Raw genomic sequence first — 24866 nt, 5'->3', positions numbered from 1 at the left:
TTTCAGGGATAGTTTTTTCTGCAATTCTGCTTTTTATGTTCTTCAGTATATTGAGCAGGGCAGAGGGGCGGATCAATGAAACTAACATCAATATTGGCTTTGGCATCGAGTACATGTCTTTCAGCAGGTCTTTTGTCAGGTCTTTGTACCGGTTCTGCCTATGCTTTCACGCCTCATGAAATACGCGATGCCAAGGGCAATACGGTATTCGAGCTGCGTCTGTTCTACCCGAATGACGGTACTTATGATGGTGAGAAGCCTTCGAGCTGGGTGTTTGATCCGGCGACGCTGGATCGCATTTCTTCATCGGCACAATATTGGGCAGATATTATAAAGATCATCCCGGGCATGAATCCGGCCATTATCAATATCGGGACGGAAGAAGCAGAAAATGCTTTTGCGTATAGTCCCATCGCCATAGAGGAGAATGGCGCGGGCACCCTTGTCGCAGCGGCTTTGAACAATGGTGTGATGGATCCGGATCAGCTCCTTGATGGTGCGCACGGCATGATATCGATCGGCAAGATGGATTGGGACTGGCAGCAGCCATTTGTGCCGTCGCAGCTGATCCAGACTGCTCAGGTCGATATGACCAGTACTTTGATTCATGAAATAGCGCATGCGCTTGGCATCTCGGCATCCGTTGATGCAGAGCAAGACAATGGTCTGGTGCAGGCGAAGTTTGAATCCGTACTCAATAGCTGGAGCAGCCATCTGATCGACAGCAACGGCAAGGCTGCGGCAGCCAATCAGATCATTACCTGTACTTATTGTGAGCCTGCGGCGGCAGGCGCCGACACTTTTGATGTCAGCACAGGGCTGGCCTATTTTTCCGGTTCGCATGTATCAGCAGTGCTCAATGGTGCCATGCCGGGCATTCCGCTACGCATAGACTCGAGCCTGTCTCCGGGAAGTCTGGATCAGCCTTTTTCGCATACTGAATTGAGAAACAGTATGATGAGCCATCAGCAATATTCCAATTACATGACGTTGATGGAAGCGGAATTCGCGGCACTGCAAGACATTGGCTATACAATTGATCGCCGTAATCTGTTTGGTTATTCGGTCTATAATGACGGCGCTACACTCATTAATGACAATCCGTTCTTTGGCCGTAACAGCCAAGGCACAGCCTATATTGCCAATACATATAACACGGCCACGATGGGGCTCGGTCTGCATGTCTATGGCAGCGACAACACCATCATCCAGCGTGCGGATTTGCTCTCTGCAGGGGCAGGTGGTGCGGGTATCCGTGTTGATGGTATCGGCAATGATATGACGATTTTATCCGGCACGCGGGTCTATGCCAATGGCCTGAATGGTCTGGGCGTTCTGTTTGCCTATGGCCGCGATCATAGCCTGACACAACGCGGCGATGTCGAAGCGCTGGGTGAAAATGGTATCGCGGTCAGTTTTGACTTCGGTCATAACTCACTGGGTGACAAGAATGAGTATCGCGGCTCCTATTTTGTTACGTCCGAAGAGCGTGATCTGGAGGATGACTATCCCGATTATTATGCAGCAGCGCTTGCCGAGGTTAATGGCCCGCTTGTCTCAAGTTTTGATCTGAGTGGACGGGTGGCCGGACGCAAAGCTGCAATCTATATGGCAGACAGTGCTTATGTCGGTGAAATTAATGTCATGCAGGGAGCAAGCATCACCGGCGATATCATTTCTCATTATCAGGAAACGGATGAGAATAATGATCTGCGCCTGACCGAATTGCGCTTTGGTCTGGAAGCTGACGATCAGGGTAAAGCTACCGGTGCTGCTGATGCGGATTTCAACATCAGCTACGCTGATAATATTACCGGCGATAATCTGTCTTTGCAGTTTTTGGGTGGCACTTCGACCCTGACGGGTGATCATGATCTTTATGACGTGCTTGTAGAACAGAATGCTACACTTGCCGGCAGCGGCTTGTACCGGATCAATGATGATCGTTATTTCCACAATCAGGGCACGCTCAACCCGACTTTGCTCGGTGGCGCAATCACGATTGACGGGGATTATGAGCAAGCCGGAAACGGCAGATTACAGCTTGCCTTTAACAATGAGAAGCAAATCAGCAGTCTTATTGTGACTGGCAGTGCCGATCTTGATGCCACAATCGCTTTTGCGCCCGAGCGCGGTTTTTACGGCAATGGCTTCACGCTTACCTCGGATCAATGGTTGCAGGCCAGCACGGTGAATGGTGCTTTTACCGACGTCACGACCACGCTTGCCTCACCAACGCTCACTGCCAGCGCGACTGATAATGGTAACGCTTCCTATACGGTTTCTCTGAGCCGTGATGCGCAGGCTTATGAACAATATGCCGGTAACGGGAATGCCCGTAATGTCGGCAATGCTCTGGATCACCTTGTCAGTAACCCTTCGCCACAATTGGAACAGTTGATCGCAGCGCTGGATTTCTCTGCTCCCGATGGTTCAACCATCCGCTCCGCGCTGCCTCAGTTGAGCGGTGAGGCTTACGCATCTGCGAGTGGCGTATTGCTGAATGCCAGCGGAGCTACCCGCTTATCGGTCAATAATCGTCTGTCGCAGGCATTTGGCGGAACACCGGTCAATCCGGTCTCCGTGCAGGCCTTTGCGCCAGAACGAAAAACAACACAGGCTGCAGGCGCTATTGATAAAGTCTCGCCGGTGGCAAACGGTTCGGAAGATTTAAGCCGCACTGCAGCTTGGGGCACAGCGTTTGGCAGCTGGGCAAGCCAGTCGGGTGATGACAGCGCTGCACGCACCAAATCGACACTGGGCGGTTTCATTTCCGGTATTGATGGCAGTATTTATGACAATTGGCGGCTTGGTGTCATGGCGGGTTACAGTCGCTCCACCTTTAAAACGGCAAGTCTTCAGTCTTCCGGTTCCAGCGATAATTACACACTCGGTGCTTACACGGGTACGGAATGGGATGCAGCGCAAGGGTCTGTAGGCTTCCGCTCCGGCCTCAGCTATTCATGGCACACTATTGAAATGAGCCGCAGGGTCGCCTTCAATGCTTACTCTGACAGTCTGTCGGCCGACTATAATGCCGGTACATTTCAGGCCTTTGGAGAGCTGGGGTATAAACATAATCTCAGCCAGCGCTCTGTTATCGAGCCTTATGCCAATCTTGCCTATGTGCATGTCAGAACCGATGGCTTTGCAGAAAAAGGGCATAATGGTGCAGCGCTGATAGTTCAGTCCGGAACGATGGATACTACATTGCCGATGCTCGGTATTCGCACTTCGACCAGTTTCGAAATCGGCAATACGGTTGCAACTGCCCGCGCTGATCTTGGCTGGAGGTACGCCTTCGGTGATGTGATCCCAACGTCAACAGCGAGTTTTGCTGCCGGTTCAAACGCTTTCGTTTCGGCAGGGAACGCAATTGGCAAGAACACGGCGCTGATTGAAACCAGTCTTGATTTTGCGATTACAAAAAACACCAAACTCGGTGTCGCATATCAAGGGCAATTTGGCTCGGGCCTCACCCAAAATGGTGTGAATGCCAATTTCAGCATGAAATTCTGACAAGGAAATCACGGCAAGACGCAATCTGGACGCAACCCGCTCTAGTCTGCGTCTTGCCGTGATTTCCGGTTGGTTTGTTATGCAATTACCAGTTTTCAGGGATAGCGCATTTAGTCTGCGCCGGTTCGGCTTCGGGGGGAAGATGACAACCAGATTTATCGCTATGCTCGCTGTAACGACATGTTTGTCGACAGGCTTGCTTTGCACATCGATGACTTCTCCGGCTGCGGCCATCACGCCTTATGAAATCAAGAGTGCTGACGACACGCCTTTTATCACACTGCGCATCTTCGATACTGGCGACGGTGTTTACGGCGACAATGAGCAATCAACATGGAACCTTGCTGATTGGCAGATCAATCAGATTATCGCGGCAACACAATATTGGTCTGAGATCATCAGCGTCGTACCAGGTAAAAACCCTGCCGTCCTCAATGTCGGAACATTTGACGAGGTGTCGGCTGCAGCTCTCAGCTGGAATGCAACGGCTCAGCCGGGCTCGCCAAGCACCGTGCAGGCGGCACTGACCAATCAGCCTTTTGATAATCTGCAAGCGGGTGCACATGGTTATATCATCGTTGGCACGCTCAATTGGGCGCAGCAGCCTTATACGCCGTCCCATATGGCGCTTACCGGTGAAACCTCTCTGAGCGCTGTGCTTATCCATGAAATTGCCCATGCGCTTGGTGTCGCGGCGAATGCCTATGTCACTGGTGTGGACGATGAGGGCGCACCGATACTCGCCTTTGCCAATGGTTTTAACAGTTGGAGCGCTCATTTGCGCGACGATAATGACAAGGCTGCGACCCCCGATCAGATCATTTTGTGTAATATTTGCGTTGTGCCGCCGGAAAAGCAGGGGCTTGATACTTTTGATGTGCGGAATGATCAGGCCTACTTTACTGGCACGCATGTTTCTCAGGCGCTAAATGGCGCGATGAAGGGCCTGCCCATGCGGGTGGCAACGGATTACGGGCCGATAGATTCACCGGTTTTCAGTCATATCGAGCTTAAAAACAGTTTGATGAGCCATCAATATTACCGCAATTACAGCACATTGATGGAAGCTGAAATCGCCGCGTTACAGGATATCGGTTACACCATCGACCGGCGCAATTTCTATGGCAATTCCGTTTATGGCGACGGGCTGACACTCATCAATGATAACCCGTTTTACGCCCGTAATGCGAGCGGTACGGCATATCTTGCCAATACATATAACAGTGCGACATTGGGGCTTGGTCTCCATGTCTATGGTAGCAACAATACCATTTCTCAGCGTGCTGATTTATTGTCAGCCGGTGCAGGCGGTGGGGGCATCCGCGTTGACGGCGCTGCGAATAATCTGACTATTCTGCCTGGCACCCGCGTCTATGCTGATGGTGCAGACGGGCGCGCTGTCATGTTTGCCTATGGCAAGGATCACACATTCACCCATCGCGGTGATGCGCAGGCATTAGGCGACAGAGGCATCGCGGTGAGCTTTGACTTTGGTCATAATTCGCGTGGCGATGCGACCGGTTATCGGGGCTCTTATATTCTCTATGCGCCCAATTCAACGCCCGAGGAATATGCCGCCACTTTGCCAGAGCTTGAAGGGGCGCTGGTTTCGACCTTTGATCTCACCGGTCGTGTTGCAGGCCGTCAGGCTGCTATCTTCATGTCCGAAAATGCTCTCGTTGGCCGGATCAATGTTATGCAGGGTGCCAATATCACTGGCGACATTATCTCCAACTATGAGGAAGAAGACGAAAACGGCGATCTGCGTCTGACAAATTTAAGTTTTGGTTTGAAGGCCGATCGTGAGGGTCGCTCAACCGGCAATGCAGATGCTGATTTCCGGTTGACCTATAATGGCAATATGACCGGTAGCAATTTGGCGCTGCAAATAGACGGCGGGATTGCGCAATTCAGCGGCAATCATGATCTGTTCAATGTTGCCGTGGCACAAGGCGCAACCCTTGCTGGGCAGGGGCTTTATCAGATTGATACGGCACAGCAATTCCGCAATGCGGGTGTCGTCAATCCATCGGTTGCAGGCACAGCCATTACCATTAACGGCGATTATGTTCAGGCTGATAGCGGCACGCTGCAACTTGCCTTTAATGATCAGAAGGCGCTGAGTCAGCTGATCGTGCATGGTCAGGCAACGCTTGATGGCACTCTTGCTTTTGCGCCCGTTAAGGGCTGGTATCAGAACGGTTTCAGCGTCACATCAGACGCATGGCTGAGCGCAGATACAATGAGTGGTGCCTTTGAAGCCATTTCGACATCACTTGCATCGCCAACTCTGAGTGCAGCAGCCACCGACAATGGCAGTAACAGTTATACCGTGTCGCTTTCGCGTGCCGATGGTGCTTATTCACGCTATGCCGGCAGTACAAATGGTCTGGGTGCAGGTCTGGCACTTGATGCCGCTGCCAATACTGCTTCATCCGGCCTGCAAGGGCTGATCGCTTCACTGGATTTCTCGGCTCCCGATGGCTCGGCACTTCGTGCAGCTTTGCCGCAATTATCGGCTGAATCTTACGCCTCAACGGCTGGTGTACTGGCCAATGCCGGTGGTGCCACACGCTCTGCCGTCAATAATCGTCTGCAACAGGCCTTTGGCGGTACGCCTGCGGCCCCTGTTTCCGTCATGAATTTTGCACCAGCCGAACAGCCGAAAGCGGCTGCCAGTGCAATCAATGCTGTGGCACAAGAGGCGATCAGCAAGGATGATCTTGCCCGCTATACAGCATGGGGCTCCGCGTTTGGTAGCTGGGCAAGCCAGTCCGGTGACGGTAATGCGGCACGCACAAAATCCACGCTTGGTGGGTTCACGACCGGTATTGATGCGGCGGTCTATGACAATTGGCGGTTCGGTGTAATGGCCGGATACAGCCGTTCAACTTTTAAAACCGGAGAACGCGGTTCTTCCGGTTCCAGCGATAATTACACACTCGGTGCCTATGGCGGAACAGAATGGGCAACTGCCGGTGGTGCGATTGGTTTGCGGTCAGGTATTGCCTATGCATGGCATAATGTCGAGATGAGCCGTTCGGTGGCTTTCTCAGATTTTAGCGACAAGCTCACTGCCGATTATCGTGCAGGCACTTTTCAGGTCTTCGGCGAATTGGGATACAAGCTCAATATCAGCCCGCGCTCACTCATCGAGCCTTATGCCAATCTCGCTTACGTACATGTGCGCACTGGTGATTTTGACGAAAAGGGGCTGAATGGTGCAGCGCTATCAGTTCACTCCGGTTCGATGGATACCACTCTGTCCACATTGGGTATGCGTGTTTCAACCGGCTTTGATCTGGGTGGCTATATGACCACAGCGCGTGCTGATCTTGGCTGGCGCCATGCTTATGGCGATGTTATTCCGGCGACAACAGCCAGTTTTGTGGGCGGCTCCAACGCTTTCACTTCGCTCGGCACCTCAATCGGGCGCGATACAGCACTAATTGAAACCGGCTTTGACGTTCAGCTCAATCAGAACACGATGCTCGGTCTCAGCTATCAGGGGCAGTTTGGCTCAGGGCTCACGCAGAACAGTGTTAATGCCAATCTGAGTGTAAAGTTTTAAGTCTCATCAAACGCCGCCTGATTACAAAAGGGCGGCGTTTGCAGATATAATTTGCTAGAGCGTGTTGCGTTTAATCCGATCCACTGCGTTCGCTCTATCTTTTTGTTTTCACGCGTATCTTATCCGAAAACCGTTTTACACTTTTTGGGATACGCTCTAGTTTGCAAAGCCCTGTATTGAACGTGCGCGGGTTCAATGGCAGAACTTAATCGCAACGTGACCGGAGAGAAGATAGCCAATGCCAATCAGTGAGCTTGCTACCGATCTTATTCTGCCTGCTCCGGTGCTGATCGTGGAAGATGATGTGGCGGTGAGCCAGCGATTGGAAAACTTGCTGCTGCAACTGGGCTATCAGGCTGATGCTCTGATGATGGCAAGTTCTATTGCTGAGGCACAGCACTATCTGACGGATCAGCTGGTGGCACTGGCTTTGGTTGATCTCGGCTTGCCTGACGGCAGTGGCATTGATCTTATCCGCATGATGCACGAGCAAAATCCGACCGTTGCTATTCTGGTCATCTCTGCATGGTCAACGCAGGAAGCCATTCTGGCCGCATTGCGTGCCGGTGCAACGGGTTATGTGCTGAAAGAGCGCGATGATCTGGAAGTCGCATTGGCACTGCGCAGTGTCTTGCGCGGTGGTGCTCCGATTGACCCTTTGCTGGCTCGCCGTATCATCAGTGAATTTTCCTTCGAAGAGGAGGAGGGCATCGCGGATGAACCGGCGACAGAGGCCGAAAAGTTAAGCCCGCGTGAGCACCAGATTTTGCGCTTGGTGGCTGAAGGCATGGGCAATCGCGACATTGCCGAAAAACTCTCGATCTCACGCTATACGGTTGAATGCCACGTCAAGAATATCTATCGCAAACTTGCAGTCTCGTCGCGCACCCGTGCGATCCGTACCGCGCGTCAACGTGGATTGCTGGCGTGAGATGGTTTTGCCTGCTTACGATCTGGTTGTTTTTATGCACCGGTGCATTCGCGCAGGAGCATTGCTCTGTTGATATCGTTGCCATAGAGGCCGCACCGGCACTGCAAGGCAGGAAATATCCTGATAACGGACCTTGGCAGAAGGTCACACTGCCTGATGATGGCTGGAAGCATATGCCTGGAGCAATGGCTCCTGATGATCGCGCTGGTCTTGATGGTATCTGGTATCGCATTGACTGGAAACGTGCCTGCGATAGTCCGCGCACATATCCTGTCGCTTTGGTGGTGGAATCCATCGTGCTGGCGGGTGAAATCACTGTCAATAATGAACAACTCTGGCGGGATGCCAGTCTGATTGAGCCGCTTTCCCGCAGTTGGAATATGCCGCGCTTGTTGCGCTTGCCTGAAGCCCATTTGCGCGACGGGATAAACACGATCCGCATCCGCGTTGTCAGTACAACCGGACAGCAACTCGGCCTTGGCCCTGTTCATCTGGGCGAGGCACAGGCGATGCAGCAAATCTATGACGGTTTGTGGTGGCGTAACCGAACGCTCTTCACGATCAACATGATTGTTTCGGGTGTTCTTGGCGTTTTCTTTCTGGCTCTGTGGCTGGCACATCGCAATGAGACAGCTTACGGCTGGTATGCACTGTCAACATCGTTCTGGCTTATCTTCATTTCTAATATTCTGGCTACCAGCCCGTGGCCTTTTGCCAGCAGTGCCAGTGCCGCGACTGTCTTCCTCACCGGTCTGGTGCTGTCTATTGCCACGTTTTGTATTTTTACATGGCGGCTGAGTGAACAGAAACTGCCTCGCATTGAGCGGGTTCTGTGGTCGCTGACCGCTGTGCTGGTATTGGCACTGATATTTACGCCAGTTGCCTACGCCTCTGTTACACATGCGATTGTGGTTTTAGTCATCACTGTTGTTTTTGCTGCGAATTGCGTGGCTATACCGGTTCACGCGTGGCGGACACGCAATCCTGAGCATATTCTGCTGGCTGCATGTTTGCTGGCACTGCTCATCATAAGTGTGCATGATTATTTGCTGATAACACAGATTTTGCATGGTTCTGCTACGATCATGCCCTATGCCAATATTGCTATTACCTTATGTTTAGCGGGTATTATGGGGTTTCGCCATGCCAAAACTGTATACCGTGTCGAGCGTTTCAATCAGGAGCTTCAGGAAGCTGTAACGACAGCACAGGCAGAGCTCGCCACAACCTTGAAACATCAATACGGATTGGCTCTCACGAATACGCGTCTGCAAGATCGTCTCCAATTGGCACATGATCTGCATGACGGATTGGGCGGATCATTGCTGCATATTATGGCGTCTGTCGAGCAAAGCCCGCCAATGTTACAGCGCGAACGGGTGCTGTCCATGCTGAAGCTGCTGCGCGATGATCTGCGTCAAACGATTGACTCAAGTTCGAGCGAAGGGGTTGAAACACCGGCCACGCCGCGGGAATGGATTGCACCGCTGCGCCATCGTTTTACCTCACTGTTTGATCATTTCAATATTCGCAGTGACTGGCAGCTTCCCGATAAATGGTTGACGCGCCCCAACGCCATGCAATGTCTGGTGCTGACACGACTGGTCGAAGAGGGGCTGACCAATGTTGTACGCCATAGCCATGCCAAACATGTCCGGCTCCGTCTTACTCAGGATAATAAAGCCGAGCTGTGTCTTGAAATCGAGGATGATGGTGTTGGTTTTGATGTTGCAGCAGTGCGCCAGTCAGGCCTCAGCGTTGGTATGCGCAGTATGACGACCCGTATTGCCCGTCTCAACGGAACGCTCGCTGTGGAGTCCGTTTCCGGAAGAACTTTACTCGTTGCGCGGTTTAAACTCACCGAGAATTAAAACAGTTTCGATGTTGTAAATATATGGCTTCGTATTGAACTGATCACAGCCCCGTATATTGATGCTCATTGTGAAGCAAATCATATATAGCTTTCAATAGGGAGCTACTCTTTGTTGAAGATACAAAGGGCGGCTTATTCTTTCCTTTAATAAAGGTATATGAAAATGCATGGCGAATACAAAGTTCACGGCGGCAAGCTGGTTGTTGTTGATCTGGAAGTTCAGGATAACAAGCTGCATGAGGTTCAGGTTGCCGGTGATTTCTTTCTGGAACCGGCAGAAGCCTTGGACGATATCCGTGATGCGCTCAATGGCTTGCCCGTCACAGCTTCCGTGGTAGAGATCGCTGAAGCGGTGCAAAAAGGGCTGCGTCCTGACGCTGTCATGATCGGTTTTAGTCCGGAGGCCGTTGCTATTGCCGTTCGGCGCGCGCTCGGCGTGGCCAGAACCTGGCGTGATTATGAATGGCAGATCATCGACATTCCGCCGCTGTCACCGGCAATGCATTTGGCGCTGGATGAAGTTCTCGCGCGTGAAGTGGCTTCCGGCAGGCGCGCGCCGACATTGCGTTTCTGGGAATGGGAACGTCCATCCATCATCATTGGTGCGTTTCAGTCACTGCGCAATGAAGTTGATATGGAAGTAGCGAAAGAGATGGGTGTGGAGACTGTTCGCCGCGTTACCGGTGGCGGCGCTATGTTTGTCGAGCCGGGTAATACAATCACCTATTCGCTTTATGCACCCGGTGATCTGGTTCGGGATATGGACTTTGCCGCTTCTTATGCTTTCCTTGATGAATGGGTATTGAAATCCTTGAATTCACTGGGCGTTGATGCATTTTACAAACCGCTCAATGATATATCGAGTTCCAAAGGTAAAATTGGCGGCGCCGCACAGAAGCGTTATTCCGGCGGAACAGTTCTTCACCATGTCACAATGGCTTACGACATGGATGCGGATAAAATGGTGAAGGTTCTGCGTATCGGGCGTGAAAAACTGTCAGATAAGGGAACGGCAAGTGCGGTGAAACGCGTCGATCCTGTAAGAAGCCAGACAGGCCTGCCACGTCGCGAAGTCATTGACCGTATGATGGATATGTTTGTCTCGCTCAATGGCGGCGTGAAAGGTGCAGTCACAGCTGAGGAATTTGCTGCGGCCGAACAGCTCGTTACCGAGAAGTTCTCGACTGAAAAGTGGCTCCACCATATTCCGTAAATAACGGACTGAAGGGGGTGACCGTGTTTGATGGTCACCCTTCAGTAAAATTGTTCAGGGGGCGGAGGCTTTATTGCTAACCTTTATGGTTGTTGCATTAGGGGCTCTGTCACCTGCATGACGGATAGCGCTAATCCTGTTCATTTTGATGTAGAGGTCTGCATCCTGAACATTTGCTGGATCGTCTGTCCGCTCCGTATACCGTCAAGCCATGCTTTTTCTTTGTCGAGGTGCTCTTGTGCGGCTGCGAGTATTTCCTCCGCCCGCTCCAATGGTACAATCACCACGCCATCATCATTACCAAGTACAATATCTCCGGGGTGAACAACAGCACCGGCCATTGAAATAGCGCCGTCAATAATACCGCCAAAACCATGATGCGGGCCACGGGGGACAATCGCCTTACAGAACATGTTGAATTGCAGTTGCCTGACTTCTTCAACATCGCGGATAGCCCCGAACACGACTGCACCGCCCAGTTTTCGGTGGGCTGCTTCTGCCGTCATGATCCCGCCCCATACGGCAGTGTCTTCCACGCCGCCGGCATCAACCACAATGACTTCACCGGCCTCTGCTACGCCGATCAGTTCACAGATACTGCCGCAATCTCCTGCCATAGCGGTAACTGTTCGCGCCTGACCGCAAAGTATGATGCCCGTCGAGACGGGTTTGATCGCAGCGCTCATTGCCTGCGTCCGGTTCAGGCAGTCGGAGGCGACTGCAGGCGGGATGGTGCGCCATGCATCAAGAGCAGCACTAGACAGTTTTTGAAACGGGGCGTTTACTTTTTGAAATGCCATTGTGGCACACTCCTCGGCACACTGTATGTCAGTGGTTGTATTGTTCCCAACCGGGATTGACGTTGTTGCGGACTTTGTTGCGCAGAAGAAAATCCAGCATAATTTCAGCTGAGAATGTGCGCATGTCGACATAGCCGGCTTCAGAATAAAAAGCCGCATGGGGCGATACAATGAACCGTCCTGCAATCCACGCTTCATCATTGCGCCATGCTTCAAGCAAGGCGGGAGAAGGGGACGGTGGTTCAACCGGCAGAACATCGAGTCCGGCGGCGGCTAGTCGTCCGCTCTGCAATGCGCGGTAAAGCGCATCAATATCCACCAGACCACCGCGCGCAATATTAATGAAAACAGCATTGTCGCGGAACTGTGCCAGTAGGGTATCATTGATCATGGAACGGGTTTCAGCGGACAACGGTACATGCAGACTGACAATGTCAGATGTCGCCACCAGTTCTTCCAGCGTTTGCTTGCGCTCAAAACCGATACCCAGTTCATGCCCTTCAGGCAGATAGGGATCGTAGTAGGCAATTTTCATATCAAAGGCCGCAGCACGACGTGCGATTGCAGTGCCGATACGGCCGAGACCAATGGCGCCGAATGTCAATCCGCGCAGCCGCCGTACAACAGGGGCGCCTTCTGCGAAAAATCCTTTGACGGGATCAGCTTTAAGGCGTTTCTCATAGGTACCGAGACCGCGTGTCAGATAAAGCAGCATGGCAATGGCATGATCAGCCACTTCTGTTGTGCCGTAATTCGGAACATTGGATACAGCAATACCGGCTTTACGGCAGGCATCGACATCCACATTGTCAAAGCCCACACCAACGCGGACAATAAGCTTGCAATTGTCCAGCAGGGCAACTGTTTGCGGGGCAATGCGCATACGGTGCCAGACCAGAATACCGTCGCATTCCCGCCAATGCTGTTCCGGAATGGCAGAAGGGTCAGTTTCGTCATAAATCAGATATTCAAACCGGTCACCGGAAACGGCACTTTCAATTGCCAAATCGCGCAGATGCGCATCAGGCACCAGAATTTTGTAAGTCTGCATAAATTCCTCCCGAGAATTAATCAGAGAACTTTGGACAGGAAAGACTTGAGACGCGGGTCACGCGGCTGACTGAAGAATGTTGACGGTTCGCCACGCTCGACCATGATGCCGCCATCGGTGAAAAACACCTGATCAGCCACTTCCTGCGCGAAACGCATTTCATGGGTAACAAGCACACAGGTCATTCCTTCAGCTGCCAGATCGCGAATGACATTGAGGACTTCCTGCACCATTTCCGGATCAAGGGCGGCCGTTACTTCATCGAACAGGATGATTTCCGGCTGCATTGCCAGCGCCCGTGCAATGGCTACACGCTGCTGCTGGCCGCCGGACAATTCTCCCGGATAGGCATTTTCTTTGCCTGACAGCTGAACTTTGGCGAGAAGCCTGACCGCGCGCTCCCGCACGTCGTGCGGATTGTGTTTCAGCACTTGTATGGGTGCCATCATAATATTCTGCAGAACTGTCTTATGCGGAAACAGATTATATTGCTGAAACACCATTGAAACCTGATGGCGCAACGGAACCAGCTCTTTTTCAGAGCGCAGTTTTTCAACCTGAAAATTACCGACACGGATGCTGCCGTGGTTGACGGGGACAAGGCCGTTCAGGCAACGCAAAAGTGTGGATTTTCCTGAGCCGGAAGGGCCGATGATACAGGCAACATCACCCTTCTGAATTTCCATTGAAATGCCCTTCAGCACCGCAACAGAACCATAGTTCTTATAGATGTCGGCGACTTTGATGATTGGTGTGGAGGATGTGGTCATGTCATTTGCCTTTAATCAGGCGGCGCTCAAGAGCACGCGTCCAGGTCGCCAACGGATAGGCGAAGAGAAAAAATAGCAGGAGAATGTAGAGGTAGATTGCCGTCGCATATTCATCGCCGTCACTGGCAATAACCGTTTTGCCAATGGAGAGAACATCTGAGGTGCCGGTAACGACTACAAGGCTCGTGCCAATAAACAACATTGCATAGGTCGTCATCAGGTTGGGCAGCATCATTGGCAGTGCCTGAGGCAGAATAATGGAGCGCAAAATCTGACCGCGGCGATAACCGAGGGCACGGGCAGATTCCCACTGGCCATCCGGTACTGCGCGGATTCCGTTCCGGAACCCCTCCGCAACATAGGCGGTAACGGGCAGGGACAGACCGATGACAGCTTTGAGAAACGGCGACACAAAGATACTGATGCCGAAAAATGTCATGCGAAACGGCAGCAGATAAAGCATAGCATAGAGCACGACCAGCCAGGGTGAGGAGCGCAGCAGATTCATGATCAGTATGGCAGTGGTTCTGACCGCCCGATTAGGCGATACCATCGCGCCACCAAGGAAAAACCCTGCCACGAGTGCGATCATCATCGAAAAAATGCTGATAATCACATTTGCGGAGAAGCCGCCGCCAAAACCGGTGAAGCCGGCACTACCGGTGAGTAGCTGTGATGAACGGTCGATAAGAACGCCGATAGCAGCACCGCTTGCCTGTCCGTAACTTATAAACAGGATGGCCAGCAGCGTGATGATAACCCCGAAGAAACCAAGAATAGCGGAGATTGTATCTCTGTTCATTGTACTTCTCCTGCACCAAATCCCGGAATTGCAAAGGCTTTTGCGATTTGTTTGGCAAGCAGAACGACCAGGGTAGTTATGGCTAGATAGGTCAGCCAAAGCACGATCATCACTTCAAGGTTGAGAAAGGTTTCCAGTGCAATCTGCGTGGAAAAAAACATAATATCAGTCACAGCAACGAGGGCTGCCTGTGCCGATGTCTTGATCAGGCTCACAACATTGCTGGTCATATTGGGGATGGTCATGCGCAGTGCAATCGGCAGTTCAATCCAGCGAAAAATCTGCAACCGGCTATAGCCCATGCTCCGGCCGCCTTCGACTGTCTGAAGCGGCACTGAATTGATACCTGAGCGTATAATCTCAATAGCAATTGATCCATTATACAAGGCCAGTGAAATGACCACGCAGGCAAAACCGGATAAGAGCGGTACCTGCTCGCCTGTTGCTGAATCTGTATAGGACATGCCTAAATCAGACAGCATGAAATACAGAAAAAACAACTGCACCAGAGGCGGCGTGTTTCTGAACAAGTCGATCATGATAATCGTCAGAGAACGAGCAACTGGGACATTAAAATGAATGATCGCTGCTCCGGCAATGCCGATAATCAGCATTAATATTGTGCCCAGAGCAGTGATTGCGAGCGTGGTTTTTAAGCCCTCAAACAACCAGCTCTGATAGAGCGGATCTGCCAGCCATTCAAAATCGAGACCGAATATCATGAATTATTTCCGATGAATTTACCGGTTATCAGTTTGGCTACACAGGTATGTTCGCGAATGATAACCGGTTTTGTTCTCAGTGCAGATCAATGACCGGCAGCTTTGGCGTCTGCCGCGCGTTTGGTCACGTATTCGCTGGAGCCCATGTCGTAGGTTTCTTCTGCTTTAACGAGCAGACCTGCTGCTTCTGCGGAGAGAATGGCTTTGTTGACCTCTTCCAGAAAGCGCGGTTCGTTTTTGCGTACGCCGCCCGCAATCGGAATGTAATCAAATGTATCCAGTGCGATTTTGTACTTTGCGCCCCATTCCGGATCTGACAATTTTTGCTGGAGGATAGGGCCGTCAAAGGCAACGGCGCTGCAACGGCCGTTCTGAAATGCCTTGAACATGTCCGCGGTACCGGTGAGCAGAACTGTTTGTGCGCCGTAAGTTCCGGTCAGGGTACGATTGTAAAGATTGCCTTGCATGCCGCAGAGTTTCTGCCCGCGCACATCTTCCCATTTGGCGATTGTGCTATCTTTGGGAGCAAGCAGCACAATGCCTGCCATATTGTAATATTCTTCGGTAAAATCGATAACTTTTGCGCGTTCTTTATTAACACCGAGCGTTGCCAAAATCAGGTCAATACGACCGGCATTTAAAAGCTCGATACGGTTGGAAGCCACAACCGGCACAAGTTCAATTTCTGTTTCAGAACCGACAATCTTTCCGGCGACATGTTTCGCCAGATCGATTTCAAAACCTTTCAGTTCATCCTCTTTGGTCAAAAATCCGAAAGGCACATAATCGTTCTTAATGCCGACGATTAATTTCCCTCTGGCTTTTACGTCATCAAGCTGGTCAGCCTGTGCTGCCATGCACAATGTCAGTCCGGAAAGGACGGTGGTAAATGAGAGTTTGGCAAGTAAGTTAGCACGCATAAAAATCCCCTTTTGGTATGTGCATTTTCATTGTTGGCCTCACAAAACCGAACGACCGCGAAATGCTTTTTTTAAAACCTATCGACAATATCATATAATTAATAATACTATTTTCTAAGATAATTATAAGAAAATCTAATAAGGAGGGGCGGTGTATATCAGGCAGCTTGAGGCGTTTAAAGCCGTTATGTCGATGGGGAGTGTCAGCAGGGCCGCAGAATTGCTTTGCATTTCTCAGCCAGCAGTCAGTCAGCTGATCAATCAGTTGGAGTTTTATTGCGGCTTTTCCCTTTTTGAGCGCAAAGGAAAGCGTTTGCACCCGACCAGAGAGGCCGAAGCGCTGCTGGTGGAGGTTGAAGCAATGTTTGCCGGCGTAAACCGCGTTTCGCGTGTTGCTACTGCTCTAAGAGAACAGAAATGGGGAGCGCTGACATTCGGTGCCTTTCCGGCAATCGCCCGCCGTGTCTTGCCGGAAATTGTTGCAGATTATGCTGCTGAAAAACCCAATATTGTCTTTCATTTGCAGAGCATGCGCTCACGTAGTCTGATTGATGCTGTTGCCAGCCATCAGCTGGATTTCGGGATCAGTTTTATTCCGGGGGACAGGGATGAAATTGAAAGCATACCGCTGCAAACATTAAAAGCAGTATGCATTCTGCCGGTTGGACACCCATTGTCAGAAAAACAAAGCATCAAAGCACAGGATCTTGCCGGCCAGCCATTTGTATCTTTGGGGCCGCAGGATCAGTCACGCATGCTGATTGACAAAATTTTTGATGATTTACAGATACCACGCAAAATGCAGATTGAGACAGGTCAGTCAGAGACTGCCTGTTCATTTGTGGCTTTGGGGGCGGGCGTCTCTGTGGTTGACCCGATCAGTGCAGCCGGTTGTCGTGATGGTGAGTTGGTTGTCAAAAAGTTTGAGCCTGAGATTAAGTTTAATATCTGGTTGATCCGTCCGCGTATGCAGGTTCAATCCAGTGTGCTTGATCATTTTATCCAGTTTATGCGTGACAGATTATCTGCTTCAACCTGATGAAAAGTCGCAGCATGAGCTCACTACGGAGGGTGGAGAGGGTTTTATCTGTCAGCGGAGTTTCTTTCGGGTTGAGCTGAATTTAGATGTTCTCACCTCCGGCACGTCAGTTCAGGCTTTTCAGTGTCAGCAATTCCTGCGCGGTGGCTTCGTCTGTGATCAAAACCTGTGCTTTTGTCGTCAGAATACTAGCGCGGATCGCCTGTGCTTTGCGCACACCGCCTGCGGAAATGATCACTTTTGGCACGCGACGTAATTCCGTTGGATCAATCGCCATAGCACGTTTGTTGATCGGATGATCGACGATCTCACCGGCCTCATTGACGAACTGGCACAATACATCGCCGACAGCACCGGCTGCCTGCAGGCTCTCGGCATCTTCAGCGGTTAACAGGCCGCGACGGAAGATGGATGCCTGTTTGCTGACGTCGGCAACACTGAGGATCGCAAGATCAATCTCCGAGACTTTATTCCTCAGGGCTTTCAGGTCATCTATTTCCCATAATTCCTGCGCGAGCCTTTCATGAGGCACAAAAACCGGAGCTGTGATCTGAAAAAGCTCAGTCTTGTAAAACTCAGCCAGCCGCCACGCTACCGCAGACGGGTTGTAAGCCATAGAGTGGGTCAGGCCGCCGAGCAGGGAAATGACGGACAGATCACTGATCTCGCGCCATTTCAGGTTGCTCATACAAGCCTGCAACGTCGCGCCCCAGCCGACGCCGATGGTCAATCCGTCCTGCAGGCGGTCGGAGAGGTAACGACCGGTGGCGTGGCCGATTACGGAAGAGATACTGGCTTCTGACTGATCCGAGGAGGGCACGACGATGGCTTCAAACAGACCAAGATGTTTTTCCAATGCGCGCTGTAATCTAATCAGCGGTTCTGCATGGGAATTCAGGGAGATCTGGACAATACCTTCTTCACGCGTAGCTGCGAGTAAGCGAAAAGCTTTGATGCGGCTGATATCCAGATTTTGAGCAACCTGCTCCTGTGTCAGCCCTTCAATATAATAAAGCCAGGCTGCCCGCAGTTTTAATTCATCCTGATCTGCCTGAAACTTGGTTTTCGGCTTGGTGTTGCGGGCCATTATCCTACCTTTAGTTTCTTTTCGAACGAAAACGCGATCTGTCATCTGTGTGTGATAATGGCGTGATATTGACGCAAAGGTCAAGATTTGTCTAAAAAGATAATTGAACAAAATTATTTAATTTGCAAAGAATGTACAAATAAATCATATATTCCATCACAATTTCAGAGACTCTCCTGTAGTGGGGAAATGTTTTCAAGAGGTGGAATATGCGCATTCTGATTTCAAACGACGACGGTATTGATGCATCCGGCATTGCGGTGCTTGAAAAGGCTGCACGTCTTTTGACTGATGATGTTTGGGTCATTGCGCCCGACGGTAACCGGAGCGCAAACGGCCATTGTGTTTCACTCACCGCCGGTTTTTCTGTGAGCAAGCTGGCGGACAAGCGTTATGCCTGCACGGGTACGCCGGTCGATTGTGTGATTGCTGCGGTACATTGGGTGTTCCGGGATCAGAAGCTACCGGATCTTATTCTCTCCGGCATCAATGCGGGCCGCAATGTTGCAGAAGATGTATCCTATTCGGGTACGATGGCTGTTGCCCGCGAAGGTGCTTTGAACGGTATTGCATCGGTTGCATTTTCTGCGCCGCGCGATTGCGAACCGGCTGATGCGACTGCACTGGAATGGCTGGCCAGCCATATCCGCAATTTCTGGGAAACCCGAAATGACTGGGCGCATGACGGCCATTGGCTGAATATTAATCTGCCGCGCAAACTGCCTGCTGCCTTGCAAATGGCCGAGATCGGTCGTGATAAAAATCTGAAATATGTGAATATTCTGGAAGAGACAGAGAGTTCTGCCCGTATTCAGCCGCTTGCTGATCGTGATTATAAAAGCAACGGCAATGATGAAAATGCACTGATTGATTCAGGGAAAGCCAGCGTCACCAATCCGAATTGGTTCGGTCATTCCAAAGTGCCGGCCTCGGTGACAAAGCATCAGTCGGGCTGAGCCTGAATAGTATCTGTGCTCTGTAATATTAAAACCCCGCTTTATGTGAGTAAAGCGGGGTTTTTATTTGTTTTATAAGAGCTTATCCGATGAGCGGGTAAACCACTTTGATTACGTCTTCAAGGTGGTTATTGGCGAAGCCCTCATGTTTAAGAACCTTGCTTTCAACGCGGCCGTCATCGGAAAAATAGTGTTCCATATAGCCGACTTCTCGCGTGCCGCCCATTTCCGGCACCAGCTCATCTGTGGTTGTGAATGCAATAGATGAACACCATTCGAGATGCACATTGCCGCGTTTGGCCGAGCGCTGCTGATGCAGGTGGCCGCTGGCAATCAGACGCAATTGCGGATGGTTGATCAGGCCATCAAGACGATCCCAACCTTTCGGATCAACCGTCCAATAGGTCAGTTCTGTGCTGTCAGTATTGTCGATATAGATCGGCTGGTGGGTGAAGACTGCCAGATAGCGATCCCCCAATGATGCAATCTGTGCGTCGATCCAGTCATATTGTTCTTGCTCTTGCGGCAGGCCGGAGCCGATCAGCATCGAGCTGAGGCCAAGTATTCGCCAGCTTCCCTGATCAATAACCCAGCGGTCAGCGCCGAAATAATAAGCAAATTTAGCATAGCGGGCGGCATTGATAGCGCTGCCGTTTTCGCTCTCTGGTTTGGAGAGGTTCGGATTGTCGCCAATGTCGTGATTGCCCGCAAGGAAGCGAATGGTCTTGCCCGATTCTTTAAAGAAATCGCGGCACAGGGCGTAGTCTTCATCATAGCGGATGCCATCGAGCGTGATGTCGCCGGTGTGGATGATGAAGTCATGCTTTGATTCCGCCAGCGGTTTGGCCAGCAGGCGATTATTCTCGCGGAAATGCTCGGTACGCGGAGAAAGGTGGGTATCTGAGATTTGTAAAATACTGAATTTAGTCATGTTTCGCTCCCGTCAATGAATGAGTCAAATTCAAATCACTCAATTTTGTACAAAAGTATTGACTGTGAATAAAAAGTTCAATAATTTTTTTATAGAGTAAAGCCGGTTTCTGTTGATCTTGCAAAAGATGTTGCCGGAGAAATGCTGTCATTGAAAGCAAGCGGTGTTTTGCGTGGCGGCTATAAGCATTGGGGAGGGGGAGCGGATGTCCGGTATTGAGATCGTTAATCTCAACAAGAAGTGGACGACATTCCACGCAGTGAATGATGTGAATTTTACCGTGGAACCCGGCACGCTGACTGTGCTGTTAGGGCCTTCCGGTTGTGGTAAGTCAACATCTCTGCGTCTGATTGCCGGTCTGGACTCTGTGACTTCCGGCCAGATTATTATCGGTGGTAAGGATGTAACCAATGCTGCGCCCGCAAAGCGCGGTCTGGCAATGGTGTTCCAGTCCTATGCGCTGTTTCCGCATCTCACAGTTGCCGAAAATATTATCTTTGGCCTTCGTGTACGCAAAGTGTCAGCCGGTGAGCGTGATCAGCGGCTGAAGCGTGCCGCCGACATCCTTGGCCTGTCGCATTTGTTGGATCGCCGCCCGTCGCAGCTTTCCGGCGGACAGCAGCAGCGTGTCGCTCTGGGGCGTGCCATCGTGGCTGAAGCCTCCGTGTGCCTGATGGATGAGCCACTGTCCAATCTTGATGCCCAGTTGCGTCATGAGATGCGTAAGGAAATCCGCAATCTGCAGCAACAGCTCGGTATGACAATGGTCTATGTGACCCATGATCAGATTGAGGCCATGAGCCTTGCCGATCAGGTTGTTCTGATGAAGGGCGGCAAGATTGAGCAAAAGGCTAAACCCGCGGAGCTTTATCTGAAGCCTGCGACCACCTTTGTCGCGCGTTTTATCGGCACGCCGCCAATGAATGTTATCCGCATGGGTGAATATGACGGCAAGTCCACAATCAGCGGTGCTGTTGATGGTCCGGCAATCATTGAAGGCTCGGCAAACGGGCTGGTTCTGGGATTGCGGCCGGAGGAAATCCGCGTGGCGGATGAGGGGCGTGTCAAAGCCCGTATTGAAACAATCGAATATCATGGTGCCGACAGTATTCTGGATTGTCGGGTCGGGGATCAGACTTTGCAGGTGCGCATTGAAGGTGTGCGTCAGCTGAATGCCGGTGACACGGTTGGTCTGACATGGGCACCATCCGCAGTACATGTCTTTGATGAAGCCGCAGGGCATCGCGTCGAACGAGCCGCGCTGCCGGTCTAAACCGCAATACTTCAGGAATAACCATCCAACGTGAGGCAATGATTATGACTATGCAGGCAAAACGATCTGTAAAAACGCTCCTTGCAACATCAGCAATGTTGGCGGTTCTGGGCGGGTGGAGCGCAGCTCAGGCCGAACCGGTCGAAATCAGTTTTTATTATCCGGTGGCGATTGGCGGGCCGGTTACCAAAATTGTGGATGATCTGATCACCCGTTTTGAAGGGCAAAATCCGGATATTAAGGTGAAGCCGATTTATTCCGGCACATATCCTGAAACCCTGAGCAAATCGCTCACGGCGTTTAAATCCGGACAGGCACCGGAAGTGGCGGTTATGCTCTCGACAGATATGTTCACGCTGATTGAGGAAGATGCCATTCTTCCTTATGAGGATCTGGCAAAGAGCGATGAAGACAAAGCTTGGCTTGCAGGCTTTACGCCGGTTTTCATGGTCAACAGCAAGAGCGAAGATAAGACATGGGGTGTGCCGTTCCAGCGCGGAACCACAGTGTTTTTCTGGAATAAAGACGCTTTCAAGGAAGTCGGTCTTGATCCGGAAAAAGGTCCGCAGGACTGGGCAGAGGTTGTCGATTTTGCAACCAAGCTGACCAAGCGCTCAAGCGGCGGTAATGTTGAGCGCTGGGGTATGCAGGTGCCGTCATCGCTGACATCTTACTGGTTGCTGCAGGGCTATGTTGCGCAAAATGGTGGTAAGATTTCGGAGCCGGATGGCAAGAAAACCTATTTCAATTCGCCTGAAGTTGTTGAAGCCATGCAATATTGGGTTGATCTGGCGCATAAGCATAAGGTGATGAAGCCGGGTGTGATTGAATGGGCAACCAATCCGAAGGACTTCTTTGAGGGCCGCGCCGCGATGATCACCACAACAAGCGGCAATCTGACCAATGTGAAAAACAATGCACCATTTCCGTTTGGTGTGCAGATCCTGCCTAAGAACAAGGCCTATGGCGCACCGACCAGTGGCGGCAATGCTTATATCTTCAATGTTGAGGATGAGGCAAAGCAGCAGGCTGCATTTAAATTTGTGAAATGGTTGTCCTCGGCGGATCAGGCTGCAGAATGGAGCATCAAAACCGGCTACATCGCTGCGCGCGACGATGCATGGGAAACAGAAGCGATGAAGAAATATGTCGCGGAATTTCCGGGTGCAAAAGTTCCGCACGACCAGATTCAATATATGGTGCCTGAACTTTCAACCTATGAAAATCAGCGTGTTGCACGCGTGATTGATGATGCGATTGAAGCAGCATTGACCGGTAATAAAAGCGTTGAAACGGCGCTGGGCGATGCACAGGCTGAGGCTGAGCGTATTCTCAAGCCTTACCAGTAATATCGGGGCAGGGGCAGTGTATGGCGGAGGAGCCATACACTGCCTGATTATTCATAAAAGACAATATGATGTGCTGCCGGTTCGCTGGTCAGCACCATCGTCACAAAGGCTGGAGAAATCGCGTGAATCAGGCGAAAAACCAGATAACACCCTGGCTTCTACTGCTACCGGCCACAGTTTTGCTGGCTGTGTTTACGCATATTCCGGCGGTGATGACATTCATCAACAGCTTCTACCAGACGCAGCGTGGCAAACGTCCGCCGCAATTTGTCGGAGTTGATCATTATACAACGATGATCAATGATCCGGTGTTCTGGGCAGCGTTGAAGAATAATGCGATTTATGCGCTGGGCACAGTGCCTGCATCCATCGCTCTGGCAATGCTGATGGCAATTGTCGTGAATTCATCCATTCGCGGCCGGTCGCTGATGCGCATGTCATTCTTTCTGCCAACAGTCTTGCCGATGATTGCTGTCGCCAATATCTGGTTGTTTTTCTACACACCCGGCTATGGTCTGATTGATCAGTTTCTCGGATTGTTCGGTTTTCATGAAACCAACTGGCTTGGTAATCCTGATACTGTGCTGGGTAGCCTTATGGCTCTGGCGATCTGGAAAGAAGCCGGTTTCTTCATGATCTTTTATCTGGCCGCATTGCAGCAGATCAGTCCGAGTCTGTCAGAAGCCGCTGCACTTGAAGGCACAGGGCGCTGGTATTTCTTCCGTCGCGTTACATTCCCGCTGCTGATGCCGACAACTTTGTTCGTACTGATTAATGCGGTGATCAATGCATTCCGCCTGATTGACCATGTGATTGTAATGACGCGCGGCGGGCCGGATAATGCCAGTACTTTGCTGCTTTACTATGTTTACAATGTTGCATTCCGTTTCTGGGATACGGCCTATGCATCGGCTTTGACGGTTGTGCTATTGCTCGCACTCGCTCTCATCGCTTTTGTCCAGTTTGGGGTTCTTGATCGCAAGGTGCATTACAAATGAGTGCAATGACATTACCGCATCAGCCGCGTGAATTTTCCTTCTGGCGTGTTGTTGAAACCATCGGCTGCTATATGCTGGCGCTGCTCTGGATTTTGCCGCTGCTCTATGCCGTGTGGATGGCATTCCATCCGCCGGAATATGAAGCGCGTTTTGAGTTGTTTGCTCCGGTGACGCTCGAAAATTTCAGCAATGCATGGAATGCAGCACCTTTCGGGCGCTACTTCCTCAACACATTCATGCTGATTAGCACTATTCTGATCAGCCAGTTTGTCATCTGTACCCTCGCAGCCTATGCTTTTGCCCGTTATGAGTTTCGCGGCAAAACCATTGTTTTCATGCTGGTACTGGTGCAGCTGATGATTATGCCGGAAGTGCTGCTGGTGGAGAACTACCGCACCATTGCCAAACTCGGTCTGGTGGACACGGTTGTGGCGATGGGGCTGCCTTATATGGCATCAGCCTTTGGTATTTTCCTGCTGCGTCAGACATTCCTGACCGTACCTAAAGAGCTGGATGATGCAGCGCGTGTGGAAGGCGCAGGAGCGCTCACCACTTTGCTCAAAGTCTATGTACCTTTGGCAAAACCGATCTATGTGGCTTACGGGCTGGTATCCGTGAGCTACCACTGGAACAATCTGCTCTGGCCACTGGTCATTACCAATTCGGTGTCAACACGACCGCTGACGGTTGGTCTGCAGGTGTTCTCCTCGCCGGATCAGGGTGTGCAATGGAGCATTATCTCTGCAGCAGCCTTAATGACCTCGGCACCACTGCTGGTTGGTTTTCTGCTATTTCAACGCCAATTTGTACAAAGCTTCATGCGTGCAGGCATTAAATAAGTCGTGTTTTTTGAAGGCGTGTGTCTCGGTGCAAGCAGCTATGCGCCACAAGTCGGCCATCAGTACGAGATTTTCCGCTCCCGGAAGCAGACGTCTTTCGGGGCGCACTGCAATACCCGATGCACATGAACAGCTAGTATTGGTGCAATTGTGATGAAGTGCTGGTGCCCTTGGTTGCATCAGGGCGTGTCATGAGAGCTGTCGTTAAAATATTACTGTGCT

The 24866-nt window shown here is 51.2% G+C and carries 19 protein-coding genes; 11 read left to right on the top strand and 8 right to left on the bottom strand.

Going from position 1 to position 24866, the window contains the following annotated elements; genetic code table 11:
• Positions 1–75 precede the first annotated feature (75 nt).
• The 5 genes from P8H26_RS14505 to P8H26_RS14485 all read left to right on the top strand — a co-directional run bounded on the left by P8H26_RS14505 (position 76) and on the right by P8H26_RS14485 (position 11107).
• On the top strand, positions 76–3519 hold the full coding sequence (locus tag P8H26_RS14505) for an autotransporter domain-containing protein (protein WP_289633861.1): 3444 nt from the start codon (positions 76–78) through the stop codon (positions 3517–3519).
• Between the two features lie 142 nt (positions 3520–3661).
• A complete protein-coding gene (locus P8H26_RS14500) occupies positions 3662–7090 on the top strand; it encodes an autotransporter domain-containing protein (protein ID WP_289633860.1) in 3429 nt (1142 codons plus the stop codon).
• A 238-nt stretch (positions 7091–7328) separates the two neighbouring features.
• Positions 7329–8021: a response regulator transcription factor gene (locus P8H26_RS14495; RefSeq protein ID WP_289633858.1), complete on the top strand. Its 693-nt coding sequence runs from the start codon at positions 7329–7331 to the stop codon at positions 8019–8021.
• A complete protein-coding gene (locus tag P8H26_RS14490) occupies positions 8018–9892 on the top strand; it encodes a 7TM diverse intracellular signaling domain-containing protein (RefSeq protein ID WP_289633857.1) in 1875 nt (624 codons plus the stop codon). The genes P8H26_RS14495 and P8H26_RS14490 overlap by 4 nt, the downstream gene beginning before the upstream one ends.
• Before the next feature lie 165 nt (positions 9893–10057).
• A complete protein-coding gene (locus P8H26_RS14485; RefSeq protein WP_289633856.1) occupies positions 10058–11107 on the top strand; it encodes a biotin/lipoate A/B protein ligase family protein in 1050 nt (349 codons plus the stop codon).
• Between the two features lie 140 nt (positions 11108–11247).
• Here the strand turns inward: P8H26_RS14485 and P8H26_RS14480 are convergent, their stop codons facing one another.
• The 6 genes from P8H26_RS14480 to P8H26_RS14455 form a co-directional block, all read right to left on the bottom strand.
• Complete coding sequence (locus P8H26_RS14480; RefSeq protein ID WP_289633854.1) at positions 11248–11907, bottom strand: RraA family protein; 660 nt, start codon at positions 11905–11907, stop codon at positions 11248–11250.
• A gap of 28 nt (positions 11908–11935) precedes the next feature.
• Positions 11936–12958, bottom strand: a complete 1023-nt coding sequence (locus P8H26_RS14475) for a C-terminal binding protein (protein WP_289633852.1) — start codon at positions 12956–12958, stop codon at positions 11936–11938.
• 20 nt (positions 12959–12978) lie between these two features.
• Positions 12979–13728 (bottom strand): amino acid ABC transporter ATP-binding protein, encoded by a 750-nt coding sequence (locus tag P8H26_RS14470; protein WP_289633850.1) that lies wholly within the window; start codon positions 13726–13728, stop codon positions 12979–12981.
• A 1-nt stretch (position 13729) separates the two neighbouring features.
• Positions 13730–14530, bottom strand: coding sequence for an ABC transporter permease subunit (locus P8H26_RS14465; protein ID WP_289633849.1), 801 nt, complete (start codon positions 14528–14530; stop codon positions 13730–13732).
• A complete protein-coding gene (locus P8H26_RS14460; RefSeq protein ID WP_289633848.1) occupies positions 14527–15252 on the bottom strand; it encodes an amino acid ABC transporter permease in 726 nt (241 codons plus the stop codon). The genes P8H26_RS14465 and P8H26_RS14460 overlap by 4 nt, the downstream gene beginning before the upstream one ends.
• A gap of 86 nt (positions 15253–15338) precedes the next feature.
• Positions 15339–16172: a transporter substrate-binding domain-containing protein gene (locus tag P8H26_RS14455; protein ID WP_289633847.1), complete on the bottom strand. Its 834-nt coding sequence runs from the start codon at positions 16170–16172 to the stop codon at positions 15339–15341.
• 151 nt (positions 16173–16323) lie between these two features.
• Between P8H26_RS14455 and P8H26_RS14450 the strand changes: the two genes are divergently transcribed.
• A complete protein-coding gene (locus tag P8H26_RS14450; protein ID WP_289633846.1) occupies positions 16324–17211 on the top strand; it encodes a LysR substrate-binding domain-containing protein in 888 nt (295 codons plus the stop codon).
• 106 nt (positions 17212–17317) lie between these two features.
• On the opposite strand, the gene P8H26_RS14445 is transcribed toward P8H26_RS14450, so the two are convergent.
• The gene (locus P8H26_RS14445; RefSeq protein WP_289633845.1) at positions 17318–18298 is read right to left on the bottom strand and encodes a sugar-binding transcriptional regulator; all 981 of its coding nucleotides are present in this window, start codon (positions 18296–18298) and stop codon (positions 17318–17320) included.
• Positions 18299–18507: 209 nt separating this feature from the next.
• Between P8H26_RS14445 and surE the strand changes: the two genes are divergently transcribed.
• On the top strand, positions 18508–19254 hold the full coding sequence (gene surE / locus P8H26_RS14440; RefSeq protein ID WP_289633844.1) for a 5'/3'-nucleotidase SurE: 747 nt from the start codon (positions 18508–18510) through the stop codon (positions 19252–19254).
• Between the two features lie 82 nt (positions 19255–19336).
• On the opposite strand, the gene P8H26_RS14435 is transcribed toward surE, so the two are convergent.
• The gene (locus P8H26_RS14435) at positions 19337–20185 is read right to left on the bottom strand and encodes a metallophosphoesterase (protein WP_289633842.1); all 849 of its coding nucleotides are present in this window, start codon (positions 20183–20185) and stop codon (positions 19337–19339) included.
• 205 nt (positions 20186–20390) lie between these two features.
• Between P8H26_RS14435 and P8H26_RS14430 the strand changes: the two genes are divergently transcribed.
• The 4 genes from P8H26_RS14430 to P8H26_RS14415 all read left to right on the top strand — a co-directional run bounded on the left by P8H26_RS14430 (position 20391) and on the right by P8H26_RS14415 (position 24644).
• On the top strand, positions 20391–21458 hold the full coding sequence (locus tag P8H26_RS14430; protein ID WP_289633840.1) for an ABC transporter ATP-binding protein: 1068 nt from the start codon (positions 20391–20393) through the stop codon (positions 21456–21458).
• A gap of 44 nt (positions 21459–21502) precedes the next feature.
• Positions 21503–22807 (top strand): ABC transporter substrate-binding protein, encoded by a 1305-nt coding sequence (locus P8H26_RS14425; RefSeq protein ID WP_289633839.1) that lies wholly within the window; start codon positions 21503–21505, stop codon positions 22805–22807.
• A 122-nt stretch (positions 22808–22929) separates the two neighbouring features.
• A complete protein-coding gene (locus tag P8H26_RS14420) occupies positions 22930–23805 on the top strand; it encodes a carbohydrate ABC transporter permease (RefSeq protein ID WP_289633837.1) in 876 nt (291 codons plus the stop codon).
• Positions 23802–24644, top strand: a complete 843-nt coding sequence (locus tag P8H26_RS14415; protein WP_289633836.1) for a carbohydrate ABC transporter permease — start codon at positions 23802–23804, stop codon at positions 24642–24644. Before P8H26_RS14420 ends, P8H26_RS14415 begins: the two co-directional genes overlap by 4 nt.
• Positions 24645–24866 lie beyond the last annotated feature (222 nt).

The organism is Pseudochrobactrum sp. sp1633, assembly GCF_030376605.1.
In the GTDB taxonomy this organism is placed as follows: Bacteria; Pseudomonadota; Alphaproteobacteria; order Rhizobiales; family Rhizobiaceae; genus Pseudochrobactrum.
The sequence above is the reverse complement of the archived record's forward strand: the minus strand, read 5'-3'. Positions and strand labels throughout refer to the sequence as shown.

Excerpts from the sequence above, each read along its gene's own strand:
- P8H26_RS14470 (WP_289633850.1), bottom strand. The coding sequence starts at position 13,728 with ATGACCACATCCTCCACACCAATCATCAAAGTCGCCGACATCTATAAG.
- P8H26_RS14425 (WP_289633839.1), top strand. The coding sequence starts at position 21,503 with ATGACTATGCAGGCAAAACGATCTGTAAAAACGCTCCTTGCAACATCA.
- P8H26_RS14455 (WP_289633847.1), bottom strand. The coding sequence starts at position 16,172 with ATGCGTGCTAACTTACTTGCCAAACTCTCATTTACCACCGTCCTTTCC.
- P8H26_RS14505 (WP_289633861.1), top strand. The coding sequence starts at position 76 with ATGAAACTAACATCAATATTGGCTTTGGCATCGAGTACATGTCTTTCA.
- P8H26_RS14460 (WP_289633848.1), bottom strand. The coding sequence starts at position 15,252 with ATGATATTCGGTCTCGATTTTGAATGGCTGGCAGATCCGCTCTATCAG.
- P8H26_RS14500 (WP_289633860.1), top strand. The coding sequence starts at position 3,662 with ATGACAACCAGATTTATCGCTATGCTCGCTGTAACGACATGTTTGTCG.
- P8H26_RS14480 (WP_289633854.1), bottom strand. The coding sequence starts at position 11,907 with ATGGCATTTCAAAAAGTAAACGCCCCGTTTCAAAAACTGTCTAGTGCT.
- P8H26_RS14430 (WP_289633840.1), top strand. The coding sequence starts at position 20,391 with ATGTCCGGTATTGAGATCGTTAATCTCAACAAGAAGTGGACGACATTC.
- P8H26_RS14415 (WP_289633836.1), top strand. The coding sequence starts at position 23,802 with ATGAGTGCAATGACATTACCGCATCAGCCGCGTGAATTTTCCTTCTGG.
- P8H26_RS14475 (WP_289633852.1), bottom strand. The coding sequence starts at position 12,958 with ATGCAGACTTACAAAATTCTGGTGCCTGATGCGCATCTGCGCGATTTG.
- surE (WP_289633844.1), top strand. The coding sequence starts at position 18,508 with ATGCGCATTCTGATTTCAAACGACGACGGTATTGATGCATCCGGCATT.
- P8H26_RS14465 (WP_289633849.1), bottom strand. The coding sequence starts at position 14,530 with ATGAACAGAGATACAATCTCCGCTATTCTTGGTTTCTTCGGGGTTATC.
- P8H26_RS14435 (WP_289633842.1), bottom strand. The coding sequence starts at position 20,185 with ATGACTAAATTCAGTATTTTACAAATCTCAGATACCCACCTTTCTCCG.
- P8H26_RS14485 (WP_289633856.1), top strand. The coding sequence starts at position 10,058 with ATGCATGGCGAATACAAAGTTCACGGCGGCAAGCTGGTTGTTGTTGAT.
- P8H26_RS14495 (WP_289633858.1), top strand. The coding sequence starts at position 7,329 with ATGCCAATCAGTGAGCTTGCTACCGATCTTATTCTGCCTGCTCCGGTG.
- P8H26_RS14445 (WP_289633845.1), bottom strand. The coding sequence starts at position 18,298 with ATGGCCCGCAACACCAAGCCGAAAACCAAGTTTCAGGCAGATCAGGAT.